Genomic DNA, 17210 nt, shown 5'->3' on the forward strand with positions numbered 1-17210 from the left:
GTCAGCGGTTACACCGTGCTCACGTTCGGAGTGGGGATCGTGGGCACCGCTGCGCTCCCAGCGGGGACGGGTCGCGGGTGCTAGCCGCCCTCGGCCTCGCCCTGCTCGGCCCACCAGGCACGCAGTTCGGACTCGGCACGCTCCGGTCCGAGCGGGCCGTGCTCCATCCGCAGCCCCAGCAGGTACTGGTAGGCCCTGCCCACCGCGGGCCCCGGTGCGATCCCGAGGAGCGCCATGATCTCCCGGCCGTCCAGGTCCGGGCGGATCGCCTTGAGTTCCTCCTCCTGCGCCAACTGTGCGATCCGTTCCTCCAGATCGTCATACGCCGCCGCCAGCCGTGCGGCCTTGCGCTTGTTCCGGGTGGTGCAGTCGGCCCGGGTCAGGCGGTGCAACCGTTCGAGCTGGTCGCCGGCGTCGGTGACGTAGCGCCGCACCGCCGAGTCGGACCATTTCGCCTCCCCGTACCCGTGGAAGCGCAGGTGCAGGGCCACCAGCTTCGCCACCGCCGAGATCGTGGCCTTGTCGAAGCGCAACGCACGCAGGCGCTTGGTGGTCATCTTCGCGCCGACGATCTCGTGATGGTGGAAGCTCACCCCACCGCCCGGCTCCATCCGGCGGGTGGCGGGTTTGCCGATGTCGTGCAGCAACGCGGCCAGGCGTAGCACCAGGTCCGGACCGGGTACGGGCCCATCCGGGCCGGTCTCCAGATCGATCGCCTGGTCCAGCACCGTCAGGGAGTGCTCGTAGACGTCCTTGTGCCGGTGATGCTCATCGATGGTCATCTGCAGGGCCGGCAACTCCGGGAGCACCACGTCGGCGATTCCTGTGTAGGCCATCAGTTCCAGCCCGCGCCGGGGCGCCGGGGCCATCAGCAGCTTCACGAGTTCGGCTTGGATCCGCTCGGTCGAGACGATGCTGAGCCGGTCCGCCATCGCCGAGATCGCTGCCAGCACGCCGGGCTCGACGTCGAAGGAGAGCTGGGCGGCGAACCGTGCCGCGCGCATCATCCGCAGCGGGTCGTCGTCGAAGGACTGCTCCGGGCGCACCGGGGTGCGCAGTTCGCGGTCGGCCATGGCACTCAGGCCGTCGAAGGGGTCGACGAACACCAGATCCGGCAACCGCAGTGCCATCGCGTTGACGGTGAAGTCACGCCGGGACAGATCCCCGTCGAGGTTGTCGCCGTAGGCCACCGCGGGCTTGCGCGACCCGGGGTCATAACTCTCAGTTCGATAGGTGGTCACCTCCACCACGGTGTCCCCCCGGCGCGCGCCGAGGGTACCGAAGTCCCGTCCCATGTCCCACAGCCCGGTGCCCCAGGCGCGCAGGATCTCCTCGGTCTGTTCCGGGCGAGCAGAGGTGGCGAAGTCCAGGTCCGAGGAGGCCTTGCCCAGGAAGGCGTCCCGGACCGGCCCACCGACCAGAGCGAGTTCGTGCCCGGCACCGGCGAAGGCGCGGCCCAGTTCGATCGCCTCCGGAGCCATCTCGGTGATCGTGCTCAACGCCGTGTGCAATAACTGTGCCGGAGCCTGGGGGGTTGCCATGGAGGAATCCTGAGGGTTCGGTGACACGAGCACCAAGGGTGCCACGCCGGGGCCCGTTCGCGCTCGGTCCGGGGTATGTTCTGGCTCACCACCGCGCCGTTCCGGACACTGGGAACAGTGCAGAGCGGGGCCACGCCAGGCACCGCGACGTGGCCGCAGACCCCGGCAGCGCCCCGGGCGCGGGCACTCTCGTTAGAGTATTGATATGTCAGCCGCCGTTCCCACTCCCGGGCGACGGGTCCCGAAACCGGGCCCGGTGCGGCGCCGTGCGCCGGTCCGGCACCGGTTGCCGGTGGTCGACGAGACCTCGGCCGGTGGAGTGGTGGTCGACGTGATCGACGGGCTGGCGGTCACCGCGATCATCGCGCGCCGAAACCGGGCCGGACGGCTGGAGTGGTGCCTGCCCAAGGGCCACCTGGAAGGCCGGGAGACCGCCGCCGAGGCCGCAGTCCGGGAGATCGCTGAGGAGACCGGGATCCACGGTCAGGTACTGCGACACCTGGACACCATCGACTACTGGTTCGCCGGAACCGACCGGCGCGTGCACAAGGTGGTCCACCACTACCTGCTGTGCGCCGTGAGCGGGGAACTCACGATCGAGAACGACCCGGACCAGGAGGCCGAGGACGTCGCCTGGGTGCTCCTGGACGAAGTAGGCTCACGCCTTGCCTACCCCAACGAGCGCAGGATCGTGGCCACCGCCCGGGACGTGCTGGCCGGGCGGTCGTGAACATCCACGGCGCACCGGCCGGAGCCGGATGAACATCCCGTCCTGCGCCCGTTCCACGGCCGGGTGTGTGCTGGTGCTGGTGTTGTGGCTCGGTCTGGCGCTCACCGCACCGCCCGCTGCCGCGAACCCGCAGGAGGGAACCGAACCCCTGCGGGTGGAACTGACCTCGATGTCCCCGGCGGTGTTGCGACCAGAGGGTGAACTGACGGTCCGGGCCACGGTGCACAACGACTCCTCCGAGACGGTCACCGATCCCTCGGTGAAACTGATCATGCAGCGCCATGTCCTCACCACCCGGGCAGCCGTCGACGCCTGGCAGGACGGCACCACTTCCGCCTTGATCGCCACGGCGACCCCGTTCACCGCGGAACTGGAGGAGGACCTCGAGCCACACTCGACCACCGCGTTCACGATCACGATGCCCTCGTCACCGACCTTCGCAGAAACCTCGGCCTGGGGCCCGCGCGGGATCGAGGTGGACGTGACCGGCATCCTGGAGGCCGCGCCCACCACCGGATCGGCCCGTAGCCTGCTGCTGTGGTTCCCGAGTGAGTCACCGTTGCGGTCCCCGGCCGAACTGAGCGTGCTCACCCCGCTGACGCCCACCGGCGCAGAGTGGCACCAGGCGGCCAGCGAGGGCCGCCCGGTCGGCGAGGTGGCAGCGACACGGCTGTTGCCGGTGCTCCGCGCGACCTCGGGGGCGGAGATGTCCTGGGCATTGGATCCGGCGCTGCTGGAATCGGCACCCCCGGTGCCGGCCACGCCCTTGGAACTGGGCGCGGAGGAGGCCGGCGACCCCGATCCGGACCAGGCCGAGCCGGCCGACAGGAGCGACACCGACCCCGGGTCCGATGACAATGACCCCCCGTCGAGTCCCACCGACCAGGATGCGCCGGAGGCTCCCGAAGGCACGGACGACGACGCCCCTGGCGGGGGCGGCACCGATGGTGAAGGTCAGGACGACGGCGCCAATGGCGACCAGAATGACGACGGCGCCGCCGGCGAGGACACCACCGACGTGGCCCCCGGCGCCGGCGCGGGTGGTCCCGGCGCCGACCCGAACGAGTTGGCCACCCACTTGATCGAGCACACCGCCAGGCGCGACGTGGTGGGGCTGGACTACGCCGACACCGACCTGCCGGCACTGGCCCACGCCGGCGACCTCAACCTGTGGCGCCTGGGGCAACAGCGCGGTGCAGCGCTGCTGAACCAGGCCCGGATCGCGCCACTGATGGACGTGCACTGGCCGGGCGGCCGGATCGATGGCACCACCCTGGCCGCCCTGGCCGGGGAGGACGCCCAGGTGGTGGTGACCCCCGAGTACACCCTGGCCCCCGACGCCCCGGCAGGCCTGCCCGGCAGTCCCACGCAGGTGAGCACCACCGCCGGGGAGGTGCGCGCCGTCGTTCCTGATGAACGCATCTCGGCCCTGCTGACCGGCCACGACGCCTCCGGCGCCGAACTGGACTCCCTCACCGCCCGCCAACTGCTCCTGGCCGACACCGCTGCGGCGCTGCGCGAGTCCGGCGAGGACGGGCCCGGTTTCCTCGCCACCCTCCCCCGGGATGTGTCCGAAGCGGACCTTGGCGGTCACCTCCGGGAACTGGCTGATGCGCCCTGGATGGACCTGGCCAACCTGCGCGAGTTGCTCGGACGCACTCCCGGGAGCGGGAGCGAGCCGCGCACGGCCGCCACGGCCACCTTGCCCGACCCGCACCGGCTGGCGCCGGAGGAGGTGCTGGACCTGAAGCAGATGCACGACGACGTGGCGAACCTCGCCGCCACCCTGCCCGATCGGCAGGGGTTGCTCGACCAGGTGCAACCGGGGCTGCTGACCTCCCTCAGTGCGTCATGGGCGGACGAGGCCGGGGCGCGGGATGAGTTGCTGGAACGGGTCGCGGACCTCGGTGCCGAACTGACCGGCGCGGTCCGGGTGGAACCGGGCAGTTCGGTGCTGCTGATCAACCACAGCGGAGAACTGCCGGTCGCGGTGGCCAACGACCTGCCCGTGCCCGCACGGGTCACGGTGGCGCTGCAGCCCCAGGATCCTCGGCTGCGGGCCTCCGAACCCATTACCGCGGTGCTGGACCCGGAGACGATCACCACCGTCAGGGTGCCGATCCAGGCGGTGGCCAACGGCAACGTGGAACTGGATGTGCAGTTGCTCACCGAACCCGAGGGCGAGGTCGTGGGGCAGGGTGCCTCCTTCGTGGTCCGGGTGCGCGCGGACTGGGAGGACATCGGCACCGCCGTGGTGGCGGTGCTGCTCGCCGTGGCGTTCCTGATCGGGTTGGTGCGCACCATCCGCTCCGGTCAGCGCCGGTTCGACCCGGCCGACCCGGCCGCATCTGCTCCCAGGAAGAGGGACTCGGGTGCTCAGAACCCCGGTGCCCACGGGGCTTCCGGAGCCGGGAGCACATCATCATCCGTGCCCGGAGGGGCCAGTAGCGAAGAGAAGAGGCGATGAGCAGACGAGGCGGGCTGGCCGGATCAGCCGCGGTGATGTTCGCCGGCACCCTGACCTCCCGGGTGCTGGGGCTGGTGCGTTCGGCGCTGCTGATCGCCGCGATCTACACCCTCGGTGGCGCCGCGGACTCCTTCGCGGTGGCGAACAAGATCCCGAACATCATCTACATGCTCATCGCTGGCGGTGTGCTGAACGCAGTCCTGGTGCCGCAGATCGTCCGGGCGATGCGCCAGCACGATGGTGGGCAGGACTACGTCAACCGGTTGCTCACCCTGGCCGGCACCGTGCTGGCCGCGGTGACGGTGCTCCTCACCCTGGCCGCACCCGTTCTGGTGACGCTGTACGCCGCAGAGTTCCGCTCCGGTCCGTGGGCCTCGGTAGCGGTCGCGTTCGCGATGTGGTGCCTACCGCAACTGTTCTTCTACGGCATGTACACCCTGCTGGGGCAGGTGCTGAACGCCCGGTCGGTGTTCGGCCCGTACATGTGGGCACCGGCGGTGAACAACTTGTTCGCCATCATCGGGCTGATCATCTACCTGGTGGTCTTCGGCTCCTTCGACCCGGCCGACCCCGACCCGGCGGCGGCCTTCACCGCCGGACGGATCGCCCTGTTGGCCGGTTCGGCCACCCTGGGCGTGGTGGCCCAGGCGGCGATCCTGGTGATCCCACTGACGCGTTCGGGCTTCAAGTTCCGGTTCCGCTGGGGCATCCGCGGCTCCGGTCTCGGCAGCGCCGGACGGGTGGCCTGGTGGGCATTCCTGGCGCTGCTGGCCGGACAGGTCGGATTCCTGGCCATCTCCAACCTGGCCGCCGCGGCCTCCACCGCCGCGGAGCAAGCCGGTACCTACGCCGCCGGTAACGCCGCCCACGACGCCGCGTTCCTGGTCTTCATGCTGCCGCAGTCGTTGATCACGGTTTCCCTGGTCACCGCGATCTTCACGCGCCTGTCCGCCAACGCCGCCGCTGGGGACGCCACACAGGTGCGCGAGGACCTGTCGATGGGGCTGCGCACGCTCGGAGTGTTCACCGTGTTCGCTGCCGGCGCGCTGGCGGTCCTGGCGATCCCGGTGATCCAGGTGGTCCAGTTCGACGTGGCAACCTTCGAGGCCTACCAGGCCGTCGGGGCGGTCCTGGTGGCCATGGTGATCGGGTTGCCGGCGATCGCAATCTGGACCATGACCCAGCGGGTCTACTTCGCCTACGAGGACACCAAGGCACTGTTCTTCTTCCAGATCCCGATGGCCCTGATCCAGATCGTTGGCTGCGTTCTCGCCTATCTGCTGCTGCCCGTTCATTGGTGGGTGGTGGGATCGGCCGTGGCCAACTCCGTCTCGCTGATGTTCGGTGCGCTGGTCTCCTACCTGGCGTTGCGCCGCAAGCTGCGCACCCTGGACGGGGCGAGGATCCTGCGCACCTACGTACGGCTGACCCTGGCGCTGATCATTCCCACCGGGGTGGGCTGGGGGCTGGTGCACCTGTGGGGGGTGCAGACCAACTTCGCCGGGGCGCTGCTACGGGTCCTCGTCCTCGGGACCCTGATGGCGCTGCTGTACTTCATCGCGCTGCGCCGGTTGCGGGTCAGCGAACTCGATGACCTCATGGTGCGGATCGGGACCCTGGCCGCGCCGTTGACCACCCGGGTAGCGCCGCTGATGGCGCGCATCCCGGGGTCCTCGGGGGTGCGTACGATATGGGGCAGGATCACCGGCGTCGACAACGGGAGGGCAACGCAGATGACTGTGCCCGCGGCTGCCTCCCTGAAGGCTGGTGATGTCCTGGCCGGGCGGTACCGGTTGATCTCACCGCAGGAGGGCGCCGAGGGCTGGCTGGGCGCCGACACGATCCTGGACAAACAGGTGTACATCTCCACCGTTGCGGGCACGCACCGTGAGGAAGCCCTGGATGGAGCGCGCAGGGCGGCGCTGGTTGCTGACGACCGGCTGCTGCGGATCCTGCGCGTGGGGACCCATGAGGGCACCGGCTTCATCGTCACCGAAATACTCCAGGGACGCAGCCTGGCAGAACTGGTCGGCGCCGGCCGGGTGGACCCGGACCAGGCGCGCACCCTGATCGGGGAGGCGGCAGCCGCCCTGGAGGTGGCCCGCCGACGCGGCGTGCGACACCTGCGGCTCGGGCCAGAATCGCTGTACCGGACACCCTCGGGGCAGGTGCTCGTCACCGGCCTGGCGATCGATGCGGCCGCGGCGGGGGTCTCGGCCGAATCCGCGCGTGAGGCTGCCCGAACCGACACCGTGGACCTGGTGGCGTTGCTCTACACCGCCCTGACCGGACACTGGCCCGGCGCGGCGGATCTGGCGGGCACGGTCCCGCTGGCCCAGCGGTACAACGACCAACCCGTGCCCCCGGCCGAATTGCTGCAGGGCATCCCGGAGGATCTGGACACCTTGTGCGCGGTGACCTTCGGACCGCACCGGGACGGTCCCTTCACACCTGGGGAGCTGGTGCGCGACTTGGCGCCCTGGACGGAGCCGGGTGAGGGCCGTGTGCATCTACCCGGCCCTGTGGCCGATCCGCACGATACCGGGGCAGCAGGTGCCGCTGATGAGGCTGGTGGGACCGGCCTCGCGGGCGTCGGTGTGGCCGGCGTGGCCGGATCCATGGCCGCGGCCGCCGGTGCGGGACAGCACGACGAAGACGGCGGCACAGGCCCCGGCGCCGATCGGCCCGACCCCGCCTCAGCCCCGGGCGAGGACGGGCCAGCCGAACCCAGGACGTTCGACACGTCCCGATGGGCGCCGCAGCCGCCGCCCCCGGTCGTCGACCTGCCCGAGTTCGAGGCCCTGATCGCCCCGGATGAGGCGCCACCGGCCCATGTGCTCGACACCTACGTGGCGCGCCACGAACGGGCCGCTTTCGAACCGCAACTGCAGGCCGCGCACCACCCCGAGGGCTCGCCGCCGGGAGACACCGCCGACCCCGCGGCCCTCGAGACTCCTGGGGAAGCGCCGACGAGAACCGCGACCGGTGCAACAGCGTTGCCACGGCCCGATGAGCCCTTGACCGATCTTCCTCCCACCGCTGATCTGCCCCCGGGTGTGTACCCACCGGGCTCGCCGGCAGCCGGAACACCGGGAGCGGCGGCCGTCACCAGGGGCGCAGCGGCGAGCGCCGGCGGAACCGGTGTGGGCGCTGCCGGCGCCGCGGCCGGTAGTGCCGGCACGGGCGCTTCCGGCGCCAAGGGGGCGCTCTCGGCGGCAACCGCCGGAATCGGCGCCGGCGCGGCATCGGCGGGTTCGGCGATCGGCGCGGCATCGGCGGGTTCGGCGATCGGCGCGGCATCGGCGGCCACCGGTAAGGCCCTGCGGTCCTTCGCCGGCAAGACCGCGGAGATGTCCCGTCGGTTCGCCGACTCGGCCCGGGAACTCACCGGCACCTGGGCCTCCGGTTCCGACGCCGAGACGGACCGGGAAGAAGCCTGGGCCGCACGTTCCGAAGAGTCCTGGGGCGACTCCGCCGGCGCCGCTGGTGCCACCGCGCGACTGAGCGGGCAGGGCAGCAGTGGAGTGCAGGAGCAGGATGAGGCCGCCATCTACCCCGTGGCGCACCCCACCGCCCCCGCCGGGATGGAACCACCCGAGGACTTCGACGACGACGACGATCTCTGGGAGTCGCAGGACGAGACGGAGCGCTTCAACCCCACCCCGGTGGTGATCCTGACCATGATCGCCGCCGTCGTCGTCGCGGGCACCCTCGCGCTGGGCACCTTGCGTGAGGCCAGGACCTCCTTCGATCCCGATGATGCCGCCCGCCCGGCGCCGGTCGCCACGCCCACCGAGGAAGAGGAGACCACCGAGCCCGTCGAGGAGGAGACCGAGGAGGAAACCGAACCGGAGGAAGAGGAGACCCCCGAGGGCCCCGACCCCGCGGTGGCGGACGTCCGGTCCCTGGATGACAACCCGGACCTGGCCTACCTGGCCGCGGACGGCAATCCCGACACGATCTGGCGGTCGTTGCGCTACAACGATCCCAACTACGGGATGAAGCCCGGGCTCGGATTCGTCATCGAGTTGGAGGAGACCGCCGTCGTCAGCAGGGTCACCCTGGACGTCCAGGGTGAGGGTGGAATCGTGCAGATCCGGGCCGGTGACGCCGACAACCCTGACGAGGGCCCGGTGCTGGCCGAGGGTGCGATGGGTCCCGAGGTCACCTATGAACTATCCGAGCCCACCGAGACCGACGTTGTGGTGCTGTGGTTCCCCGAACTGCCCGTAGCAGACTCCGACGGGCGCAACCGGATCGAGTTGGCCGAAGTCAGCGTGCGCTGAGGCGGGAACAATCCGGCGCACATCGGGCGTTGCAGCAGGCAGACCCAGATCGCCAGTGAAGGAAGAACATGTCACAGAACATCCACCAGGTCGTCATCATCGGATCCGGCCCCGCTGGCTACACCGCAGCGGTCTATGCCGCGCGGGCGGGACTGGAGCCCATCGTGTTCGCCGGGGCCCTGACCGCCGGTGGCGCGCTGATGAACACCACCGACGTGGAGAACTACCCCGGGTTCCCCGACGGCGTGCTCGGTCCCGAGCTGATGGAGAAGATGCAGGCCCAGGCCGAGCGGTTCGGCGCCGACATCCGCTGGGAGGACGTCACGGACGTGGACCTGACCGGTCCCGTCAAGACCGTCGCTACCGACGATGAGACCATCTCGGCCCACGCCGTGATCCTGGCGACCGGCTCGGCGTACAAGGAGTTGGGCCTTCCGGCGGAGAAGGAACTGTCCGGCCGCGGGGTGTCCTGGTGCGCCACCTGCGACGGCTTCTTCTTCAGGGACCAGGACATCCTCGTGATCGGCGGCGGGGACTCGGCGATGGAGGAGGCCCTGTTCCTGACCCGGTTCGGCAAGACCGTGACCGTGGTGCACCGCCGGGACGAGTTGCGTGCCTCCAAGATCATGGCCGACCGGGCAATGGCCTCGGACAAGATCACCTTCGCGTGGAACAGTGAGGTCGCCGCCATCCACGGCACCGACAAGGTCACCGGCGCAACCCTGCGCGACACCGTCACCGGTGAGACCCGTGAGGTGGAAGCCACCGGCATCTTCGTGGCGATCGGGCATCTGCCTCGCACCGAACTGGTCAGCGGACAGGTCGAACTGAACTCCGAGGGATATATCGACGTGGAGCACCCCTCCACCCGGACCAACCTGCCCGGAGTCTTCGCCTGCGGCGACGTGGTGGACCACCACTACCGCCAGGCCATCACCGCAGCCGGTACCGGATGCGCCGCCGCCCTGGACGCCGAACGCTACCTGGCCGACCTCGAGGCGGCCGGCACCCCGGACCGGACCGCCTCGCAGACTCCCGAGGCCGACCCGGTCGCCGTCGCCGCGACCTGAGCCTCGCACCTCAACGAGCAACCCCGCGCAGCCCGAAGCGAACCAGGGGCTGCCCACCGGAAGCAGGCCTCGGCCTACCCGGCGACGCCCCCAGTGTCCACACCACCCCGCCCCCACCGGCGGCCAGCGCCGGTGCCGACCGCACAAGCCTTGCCAGGAGTATCGATGAGCACCATCACCCACGTCACCGACGACACCTTCAAGGAGGAGGTCCTGCAGGCCCAGGGGCCGGTGGTCGTCGACTTCTGGGCAGCGTGGTGCGGTCCGTGCGTCCAGTTCGCACCGATCCTCGAGGAGGTTGCCGCGGAGCTGCAGGGCCGGCTCAAGGTGACCAAGGTGGATGTCGAGACCAACCAGGCCGTTGCCGCCGCCTACGGCGTAGTGTCGATCCCGACCATCAACGTGTACGAGAATGGCGAGTTGAAGAAGTCGATCGTGGGCTCACGCCCCAAACAGGCCTTCCTCTCGGAGTTGCAGGAGTTCCTGCACTGACGTTCGCACCGATCGGAGAGCAGATGAGCGAGTCGGGACAGGCCGACCCTCCGGGCATCACCCCGGCAGCCGAACCGGCCGGTGCAGCGGGTGGGGGGACCCGGCTCGACCCGTGGTTGTCCAGTTACGCCCAACGTACGCACGGTATGCGGGCCTCGGAGATCCGCGCGCTGTTCGCGGTAGCCAACCGGCCCGAGGTGGTCTCGCTGGCCGGGGGGATGCCGAACCTGGCCTCACTTCCCCTGGAGGAGATCGCGCGCGGCACCGAGCGACTGCTCGCCGAACGGGGCGCGGTGGCGCTGCAGTACGGTTCGGGGCAGGGTGAGGAGGGCCTGCGGGAGCAGATCCTGGACGTGATGGCCCTGGAGGGCATCAGCGCCCATCCGGACGACGTGGTGGTCACCACCGGCTCCCAGCACGCGCTCGATCTGGTCACGCGGGTGTTCATCGATCCCGGTGACGTGGTGGTCGCAGAGGCCCCCAGTTACGTCGGTGCCCTCGGTGTGTTCCGGGCCTATCAGGCTGACGTGGTACACGTGCCGATGGACGACGACGGCCTCATTCCCGAGGCTCTGGAGGAGACCCTGGCCGGACTGCGGCGAGCGGGCCGGCGGGTCAAGATGCTCTACACCGTCCCGAACTTCCACAACCCGGCCGGGGTGAGTCTGTCGGCTGCCCGACGCCCCCAGATCCTGCAGATCGCTCGCCGCTACGACGTCCTGGTGCTGGAGGACAATCCCTACGGTCTGCTCGGGTTCGACGCCGAGCCCGAGCCCGCCCTGCAGACCCTGGACCCCGAGAGTGTGATCTACCTGGGTTCGTTCTCCAAGACGTTCGCCCCCGGGTACCGCGTGGGCTGGGCACTCGCGCCGCACGCGGTGCGGGAGCGGCTGGTGCTGGCCAGCGAGTCGGCGATCCTGTGCCCGTCAATGATGAGCCAGTTGTCCATCGCGAACTACCTTGCAACCTCCGACTGGCGCGGCCAGATCAAGGCCTACCAGCAGATCTACCGGGAACGGCGCGACGCCACTCTTGCCGCCCTCGGTGAGTACCTGCCCGGGGCGCGGTGGACGGTACCCGCAGGGGGCTTCTACACCTGGGTCACCCTCCCCGCGGGGCTCGACGCCCAGGCGATGCTCCCGCGCGCGGTGACCGCACGGGTGGCCTACGTTCCCGGCACCGCGTTCTACGCCGACGGGCAGGGCGGGGCACACCTGCGCCTTTCCTACTGCTACCCGACGCCGGAGCGGATCACCGAGGGCGTCCGCCGGCTCGCCGGGGTGATCGGTTCCGAGGCCGAACTGGTCGACATGTTCGGCACCGGCGGTCCGCAGCATCGCGATGTTCCCGGCCAGCACTTCCCGGGCCCGGACCAGGCTTGAGCGCCACCCCGCAGAGACGAGGCACTATGACCCAGTCACCGATGACCACACCACTGGATGTACTCATCCTGGCCGGCGGGCTGTCCCATGAGCGTGACATCTCCATCCGGTCCGGGCGGCGGGTGGCCGAGGCGCTACGCAGCGCCGGCCTGACGGCCAACGTCACGGACGTCGATCCCGGCTTGCTGGCTTCCCTGCGCAGCGGCCGACCAGATGTGGTCTGGCCACTGCTGCACGGTTCCACCGGAGAGGACGGGTCGATCCGGGACCTCCTGGAACTGGTCGGGGTGCGTTACGTCGGGACGGATCCGGCCGGCTCGCGGATCGCCTGGAACAAGCCGGTGGCCAAGACCCTGATGACCCGGGCCGGTGCGGCGACGCCGGATTTCGCGACCCTGCCCCAGAGTCTGTTCCGCGAGGCCGGGGCGCACACAGTGCTCGGTGCCGTGCTGGACCGGCTCGGCCTTCCGTTGGTGGTCAAGCCGGCCCAGGGCGGGTCAGCACTCGGGGTCAGCCTGGTCACCGAGGCCGATCAGTTGCCGCAGGCTATGGTCTCCTGCTTCTCCTACGGGGATGTTGCGCTGATCGAGCGTGCGATCAGCGGCACCGAGGTGGCGGTCTCGGTGGTGGATCTCGGTGCGGGGCCGCAGGTCCTACCGGTGGTGGAGATCGCTACCGATGGTGCCTACGACTACGACGCCCGGTACAACGCCGGTCGCACGGAGTACTTCGTTCCGGCGCGGCTCAGCCCGGAGACGACCGGCGCGGCGGGCGATCTCGCCTTGCTGGCGCACGAGCAATTGGGCCTGGCCCACATCTCCCGCACCGACATGATCGTCGATTCGGCCGGCAGCCCCTGGTTTCTGGAAGTCAATGTGGCTCCGGGGATGACCGAGACGTCCCTGCTTCCCCAGGCTGCCGACGCCTCGGTCCACCCCCCGTCGGAACTGTACGCCTCGATCGCAACCGAGGCCGCACGCTCGCAGCGTTCCTGAATCGGTTCCTGGCGAGCGGCGCCTTCGCTGTGCCGCCATCCGCACGGTCTCGGCCCGAGGCGGGGCCCGGGTCAGCCCTGGGTGCCGGTTCCCTCGGTTTGCGGCTCCTCCACCCGGAACAGACCCGGGTCGGCCGGAGACAGCATTTCCAGGATCCGGTTCAAGTCTTGAACGGACGCGAACTCGATATTTATTCGACCTTTGCGTTGTCCGAGCGCGACCTTGACCTTGGTATCAAACTGATCGGACAGGCGGGTGCTGAGGTCGTCCAGGGCGGCGCTGTGCGCGCCCGCCCGTGGACGACGACGCATCTCCGGTCGCATCGGCTCCTCACCGAGGGTGACGAGTTCCTCGGTGGCCCGCACGCTCAAGCCCTCAGCCACGATTCGCTGGGCCATCCGCTCCATGGCCGCCCCATCGCTGAGGCCAAGGAGCGCACGGGCGTGTCCCGCCGAGAGCACCCCGGCGGCCACTCGCCGCTGGACCAGCGGCGGGAGTTTGAGCAACCTCAGTGTGTTGGAAATCTGCGGCCGGGACCGGGCAATACGACTCGCCAACTCCTCGTGGGTGCAGTCGAAGTCGTCCAGGAGTTGCTGGTAAGCGGCAGCTTCCTCCAGCGGGTTGAGTTGGGCGCGGTGCAGGTTCTCCAGCAACGCATCCCGAAGCATGTCCTCGGAATCGGTGTCCCGGATGATCGCCGGCACCGTCTCCGCACCGGCCAACCGGCTGGCCCGCCACCGCCGCTCACCCATGATCAGTTCATATCGGGCCTGTCCGTCCGCGCCGGTTCCGTTCGGGCGCACCACGACCGGCTGGAGCACACCGACCTCGCGGATCGAGGCAGCGAGTTCGTCCAGGTCGTCCTCGTCGAAGACCTGGCGAGGTTGCCGCGCATTGGGCTCGACGGACTCCACGGGCACTTCGGCGAACCGCGCACCGGGAACCTCGACCAGTCCTGATTCGTCTTGTACGTTTGTAGCGTCGCCCTTTGTACCGTTTGTGTCGTTGCTGGTCACAGCGGGATCAGACGCGTCATCCTGTGCGCTCGGCGCTTTGAGAGCAGTGGCAACCGGCCGGCCCAGGCCCCCGTTGCCGGCTGCCGACGGTGCCGCGTCGGAACCCTGGTGGGGTACATCATTGCGGCCATCGCGATCTGGCAGCGCTGTCGATGCCGGCTCGTGGACCTCGGCGTTCCGGTCCGTTCCGGGCTGTTCCGGGAAGAACACATCCACGGGTCGCTGGGCTCCCCCGGCGGAAGGGGCGGACGGGATGAGGGCACCGAGCCCGCGGCCCAGTGCTCGCCGACGCTCACTCATGACTTGACTCCTTCGGGAGAGACGGGCGCGACCTCGCCAGCCGCTGCAGTCTGGGATGGTGCACTACTGATCACCGCTCCGGCGGCACCCCGTCGCGCTACCTCACGGGCGGCTTCTCGATAGGCCAGGGCACCGGAGGAGTTCTGATCGTAGGTGATGACGGTTTGTCCGTAACTCGGCGCCTCGGAGATCCGCACGGACCGCGGTATCGCTGTACGCAGTGTCTGCTCGGGGAAGTGCTCCCGAACCTCCTCGGCAACCTGGTGAGCCAGATTCGTGCGCCCGTCGAACATGGTGAGCAGGATGGTCGAGACGTGCAGATCGGGGTTGAGGTGACCCCGGATCAGGTTGATGTTGTTGAGCAACTGGCTCAGGCCCTCCAACGCGTAGTACTCACATTGAATGGGAATGAGTACTTCTCGTGCGGTGACGAAGGCGTTCACCGTGAGCAGTCCGAGGCTAGGGGGGCAATCAACGAAGACGTAGTCGAGGCGTCGCTCACCGCGACGCTGCCGCTCGGCGAGGTAGGCGTCGATCGCGTTACGCAGCCGGTTCTCTCGAGCCACGAGCGAGACCAGTTCGATCTCGGCACCGGAGAGGTCGATCGTGGCTGGAACGCAATGAAGGCCCGGAATATCAGGGGAGAGTTGGACCACGTCGATCATCGGCACATCGTTGATCAAGACGTCATAGGTCGAGGGGGTGCCGCTGTGATGCTCGACGCCGAGGGCGGTCGAGGCGTTGCCCTGGGGGTCGTTGTCGATCACGAGGACCTCCAAGCCCCCCTTGGCCAGCGCTGCGGCGAGGTTGACCGTCGTCGTGGTCTTGCCCACTCCACCCTTCTGGTTGGCGACGGTGAAGATCCTTGTTTCACGTGGAACAGGGAATGTCTGCCCCGCCAACGCTGCGCGCCGCCGAGCGTTGTTGGCGAGTTCAGCGGCCAGCGGTGTCGATTCGTCCATCAGGGGGATAGCGTCCAAGATCGCGCGGCGATGCGCCTCGTCGCGGCTGATCACCTCATCGTCACCGTTGCGCGCAGATGCGGGCTGCGGCGTCTCGGTCTGCCGGTCAAGAGCGTGGCCATGGTCCTGCGACATCGCCTTCCTCACGTGGTCGGGGCGGTTCTCCCAGGGTAGACGGAGCGACCGACGATCCTGTCCATCGGCGCACTGGTTTCACGTGAAACGGCGCACGCCGGAACCGCCTCCGGCAACGCGACGGATCTGCAGAGCGCCACTGAGCCCCGCGGGTCGGCTTCCGTCACGCCCCGGGGTCTGAATTCGTCTAGGTACGCCCCGAGATTCCTTCCATAGTTCGGTCCATCCCGCAGATCAATGGCCCACCATCGGTGAACCGACCTCGTTGTTCCATGTGTGGAGCATCGATGTTTCACGTGGAACGTCGAGTTGGCCGGCAGTCGCGGTGCAGACGCCGCCTTCACGGCTGCTCCCGCGTAGCCGCAGTGCACGGTGCCGCCGCACGTTTCACGTCTCACCTGAAACCCTGCGCCACAGCCGGACTGCGGAGAGCGGTGAGCGAGTCGGTCAGGGAGTCCACCCACCCGGGTTCCACGTGAAACATCGCGTCACCGCCAGACCCACGCGGCTTTCGTGAACAACCGAGCCACCGTCGGACCCGCTCAGTTCCACGTGAAGCACGGCACCACGCTGCTGCCCTTCAGATGCGCCCGTTCCCACGCCAATCCCCTGCGCAGCGCGATCCAGCACCGCGGTTCCACGTGAAACGTTGACGTCACGGCGAGGCGCTCCGCATCCACTGATCGAGCAGAGTCAGAGACTCGCGCACCAGATTCCGGGTGAACCTTACGCCCTAGCTGTACTTCCCCGTTAGGTTGTGAACGCGGTCTGCTGGGGTGAGGCCTCCGATAGCGGTGTGGGCTCGATGATGATTGTAGTCGTGGAGGAATGCCTCGTAGGAGGCTTCACGTTCGGTCTCACTGGAGTAGGGCCTGGCGTAGGCCCACTCGACTATCAGGGTCCGATTGAACCTCTCGGCTTTCCCGTTCGTCTGCGGGCGGCGGGGTTTGGTGCGCTTGTGCTTGACCTGCGGGCCCAGCGCGTGCTTGAAGTCCCCGGACCGGTAGCAGGAACCGTTGTCGGTCATCACTGCCGCCACGGTCACGCCGATCCCGTCGAAGAAGGCGTTGGCGCGGTTCCAGAACGCGGCGGCGGTGTGTTTCTTCTCGTCATCGAGGATTTCGGAGTAGACCAGGCGGGAGTGGTCATCGACGGCGTGGTGCAGGTACCGGTACCCGCGTGAGGGCGACGCGCCAGCTCTGGCTGCCTTGTCGCGTGTTGAACCGGCGCGCCGATCCTGTGATGAACCGCGGCCGTGAGCCCGCCAGCCGCCGCCGTCGGGAATCCGGCCCAGTTTCTTGACGTCGACGTGGACCAACTGGCCGGGCCGATCAACTTCGTACCGGTGAGGCTGGGGCCGGCGCACCGGCAGGCCGGTAGCTTGATCGATGCACTCCAGCCTGGGCATTCGGTACCGGGCCAGCACCCGACCCACAGTCGAGCGGGCAATCCCCAGGTGGTAGCCGATGCGGTGCGGGCCCCACCGCTTGTTGAATCGCAGGGAGATGATGCGCCGCTCGGCGCGCAGCGGCAGCCGGGACGGGCACCGATGCGGGCGGCTGGATCGGTCTTCGAATCCGGCCCCTCTTCGGTGGCGGGCCACCCACCGGGACACGGTAGCCGGTGAGACCTGGAACCGTTCGCCAACCCGGCGCTGGGACCAGCCGGCCTCAACGACCAGGGCAACCATCCGGGCTCTACCTTCAGGTGTCAGGGGTGCATTACGGTGAGTCACGGAGACCTCCGAACGTTCGATGAAATGGTTGGTACACCCATCGATATCGGAGGTCTCCTTCTAACTCACGGACCGATCACAACGTGTCGAGGAAGTACA

11 protein-coding genes are annotated in these 17210 nt (G+C 68.9%); 7 read left to right on the top strand and 4 right to left on the bottom strand.

The window, feature by feature from the left end; all coding sequences use genetic code 11:
• Positions 1-80: 80 nt before the first annotated feature.
• Positions 81-1541 (bottom strand): CCA tRNA nucleotidyltransferase, encoded by a 1461-nt coding sequence (locus ACO0LU_RS15595; protein WP_424792269.1) that lies wholly within the window; start codon positions 1539-1541, stop codon positions 81-83.
• 205 nt (positions 1542-1746) lie between these two features.
• Here ACO0LU_RS15595 and ACO0LU_RS15600 point away from each other — a divergent pair, with 205 nt between their 5' ends.
• The 7 genes from ACO0LU_RS15600 to ACO0LU_RS15630 all read left to right on the top strand — a co-directional run bounded on the left by ACO0LU_RS15600 (position 1747) and on the right by ACO0LU_RS15630 (position 12963).
• Complete coding sequence (locus ACO0LU_RS15600; RefSeq protein WP_424792270.1) at positions 1747-2271, top strand: NUDIX hydrolase; 525 nt, start codon at positions 1747-1749, stop codon at positions 2269-2271.
• 28 nt (positions 2272-2299) lie between these two features.
• Positions 2300-4738, top strand: coding sequence for a DUF6049 family protein (locus ACO0LU_RS15605; protein ID WP_424792271.1), 2439 nt, complete (start codon positions 2300-2302; stop codon positions 4736-4738).
• On the top strand, positions 4735-9024 hold the full coding sequence (murJ, locus tag ACO0LU_RS15610) for a murein biosynthesis integral membrane protein MurJ (RefSeq protein ID WP_424792272.1): 4290 nt from the start codon (positions 4735-4737) through the stop codon (positions 9022-9024). Before ACO0LU_RS15605 ends, murJ begins: the two co-directional genes overlap by 4 nt.
• Positions 9025-9092: 68 nt before the next feature.
• Positions 9093-10094 carry a thioredoxin-disulfide reductase gene (gene trxB / locus ACO0LU_RS15615; protein WP_424792273.1) on the top strand — a complete coding sequence of 334 codons (1002 nt, stop codon included), beginning with the start codon at positions 9093-9095 and terminating at the stop codon, positions 10092-10094.
• A 165-nt stretch (positions 10095-10259) separates the two neighbouring features.
• Positions 10260-10586: a thioredoxin gene (gene trxA / locus ACO0LU_RS15620; protein ID WP_424792274.1), complete on the top strand. Its 327-nt coding sequence runs from the start codon at positions 10260-10262 to the stop codon at positions 10584-10586.
• A 23-nt stretch (positions 10587-10609) separates the two neighbouring features.
• Complete coding sequence (locus ACO0LU_RS15625) at positions 10610-11968, top strand: PLP-dependent aminotransferase family protein (RefSeq protein WP_424792275.1); 1359 nt, start codon at positions 10610-10612, stop codon at positions 11966-11968.
• A 26-nt stretch (positions 11969-11994) separates the two neighbouring features.
• The gene (locus ACO0LU_RS15630) at positions 11995-12963 is read left to right on the top strand and encodes a D-alanine--D-alanine ligase family protein (RefSeq protein ID WP_424792276.1); all 969 of its coding nucleotides are present in this window, start codon (positions 11995-11997) and stop codon (positions 12961-12963) included.
• A gap of 71 nt (positions 12964-13034) precedes the next feature.
• On the opposite strand, the gene ACO0LU_RS15635 is transcribed toward ACO0LU_RS15630, so the two are convergent.
• The 3 genes from ACO0LU_RS15635 to ACO0LU_RS15645 form a co-directional block, all read right to left on the bottom strand.
• Positions 13035-14279 carry a ParB/RepB/Spo0J family partition protein gene (locus ACO0LU_RS15635; protein WP_424792277.1) on the bottom strand — a complete coding sequence of 415 codons (1245 nt, stop codon included), beginning with the start codon at positions 14277-14279 and terminating at the stop codon, positions 13035-13037.
• Entirely contained in the window at positions 14276-15376 is a 1101-nt protein-coding gene (locus tag ACO0LU_RS15640) for a ParA family protein (protein WP_424792278.1), read from the bottom strand. Before ACO0LU_RS15640 ends, ACO0LU_RS15635 begins: the two co-directional genes overlap by 4 nt.
• 733 nt (positions 15377-16109) lie before the next feature.
• A complete protein-coding gene (locus tag ACO0LU_RS15645; protein ID WP_424792279.1) occupies positions 16110-17111 on the bottom strand; it encodes an IS481 family transposase in 1002 nt (333 codons plus the stop codon).
• Positions 17112-17210 lie beyond the last annotated feature (99 nt).

This window comes from Pseudactinotalea sp. Z1748, from assembly GCF_049725185.1.
GTDB lineage: Bacteria > Actinomycetota > Actinomycetes > Actinomycetales > Beutenbergiaceae > CALKWS01.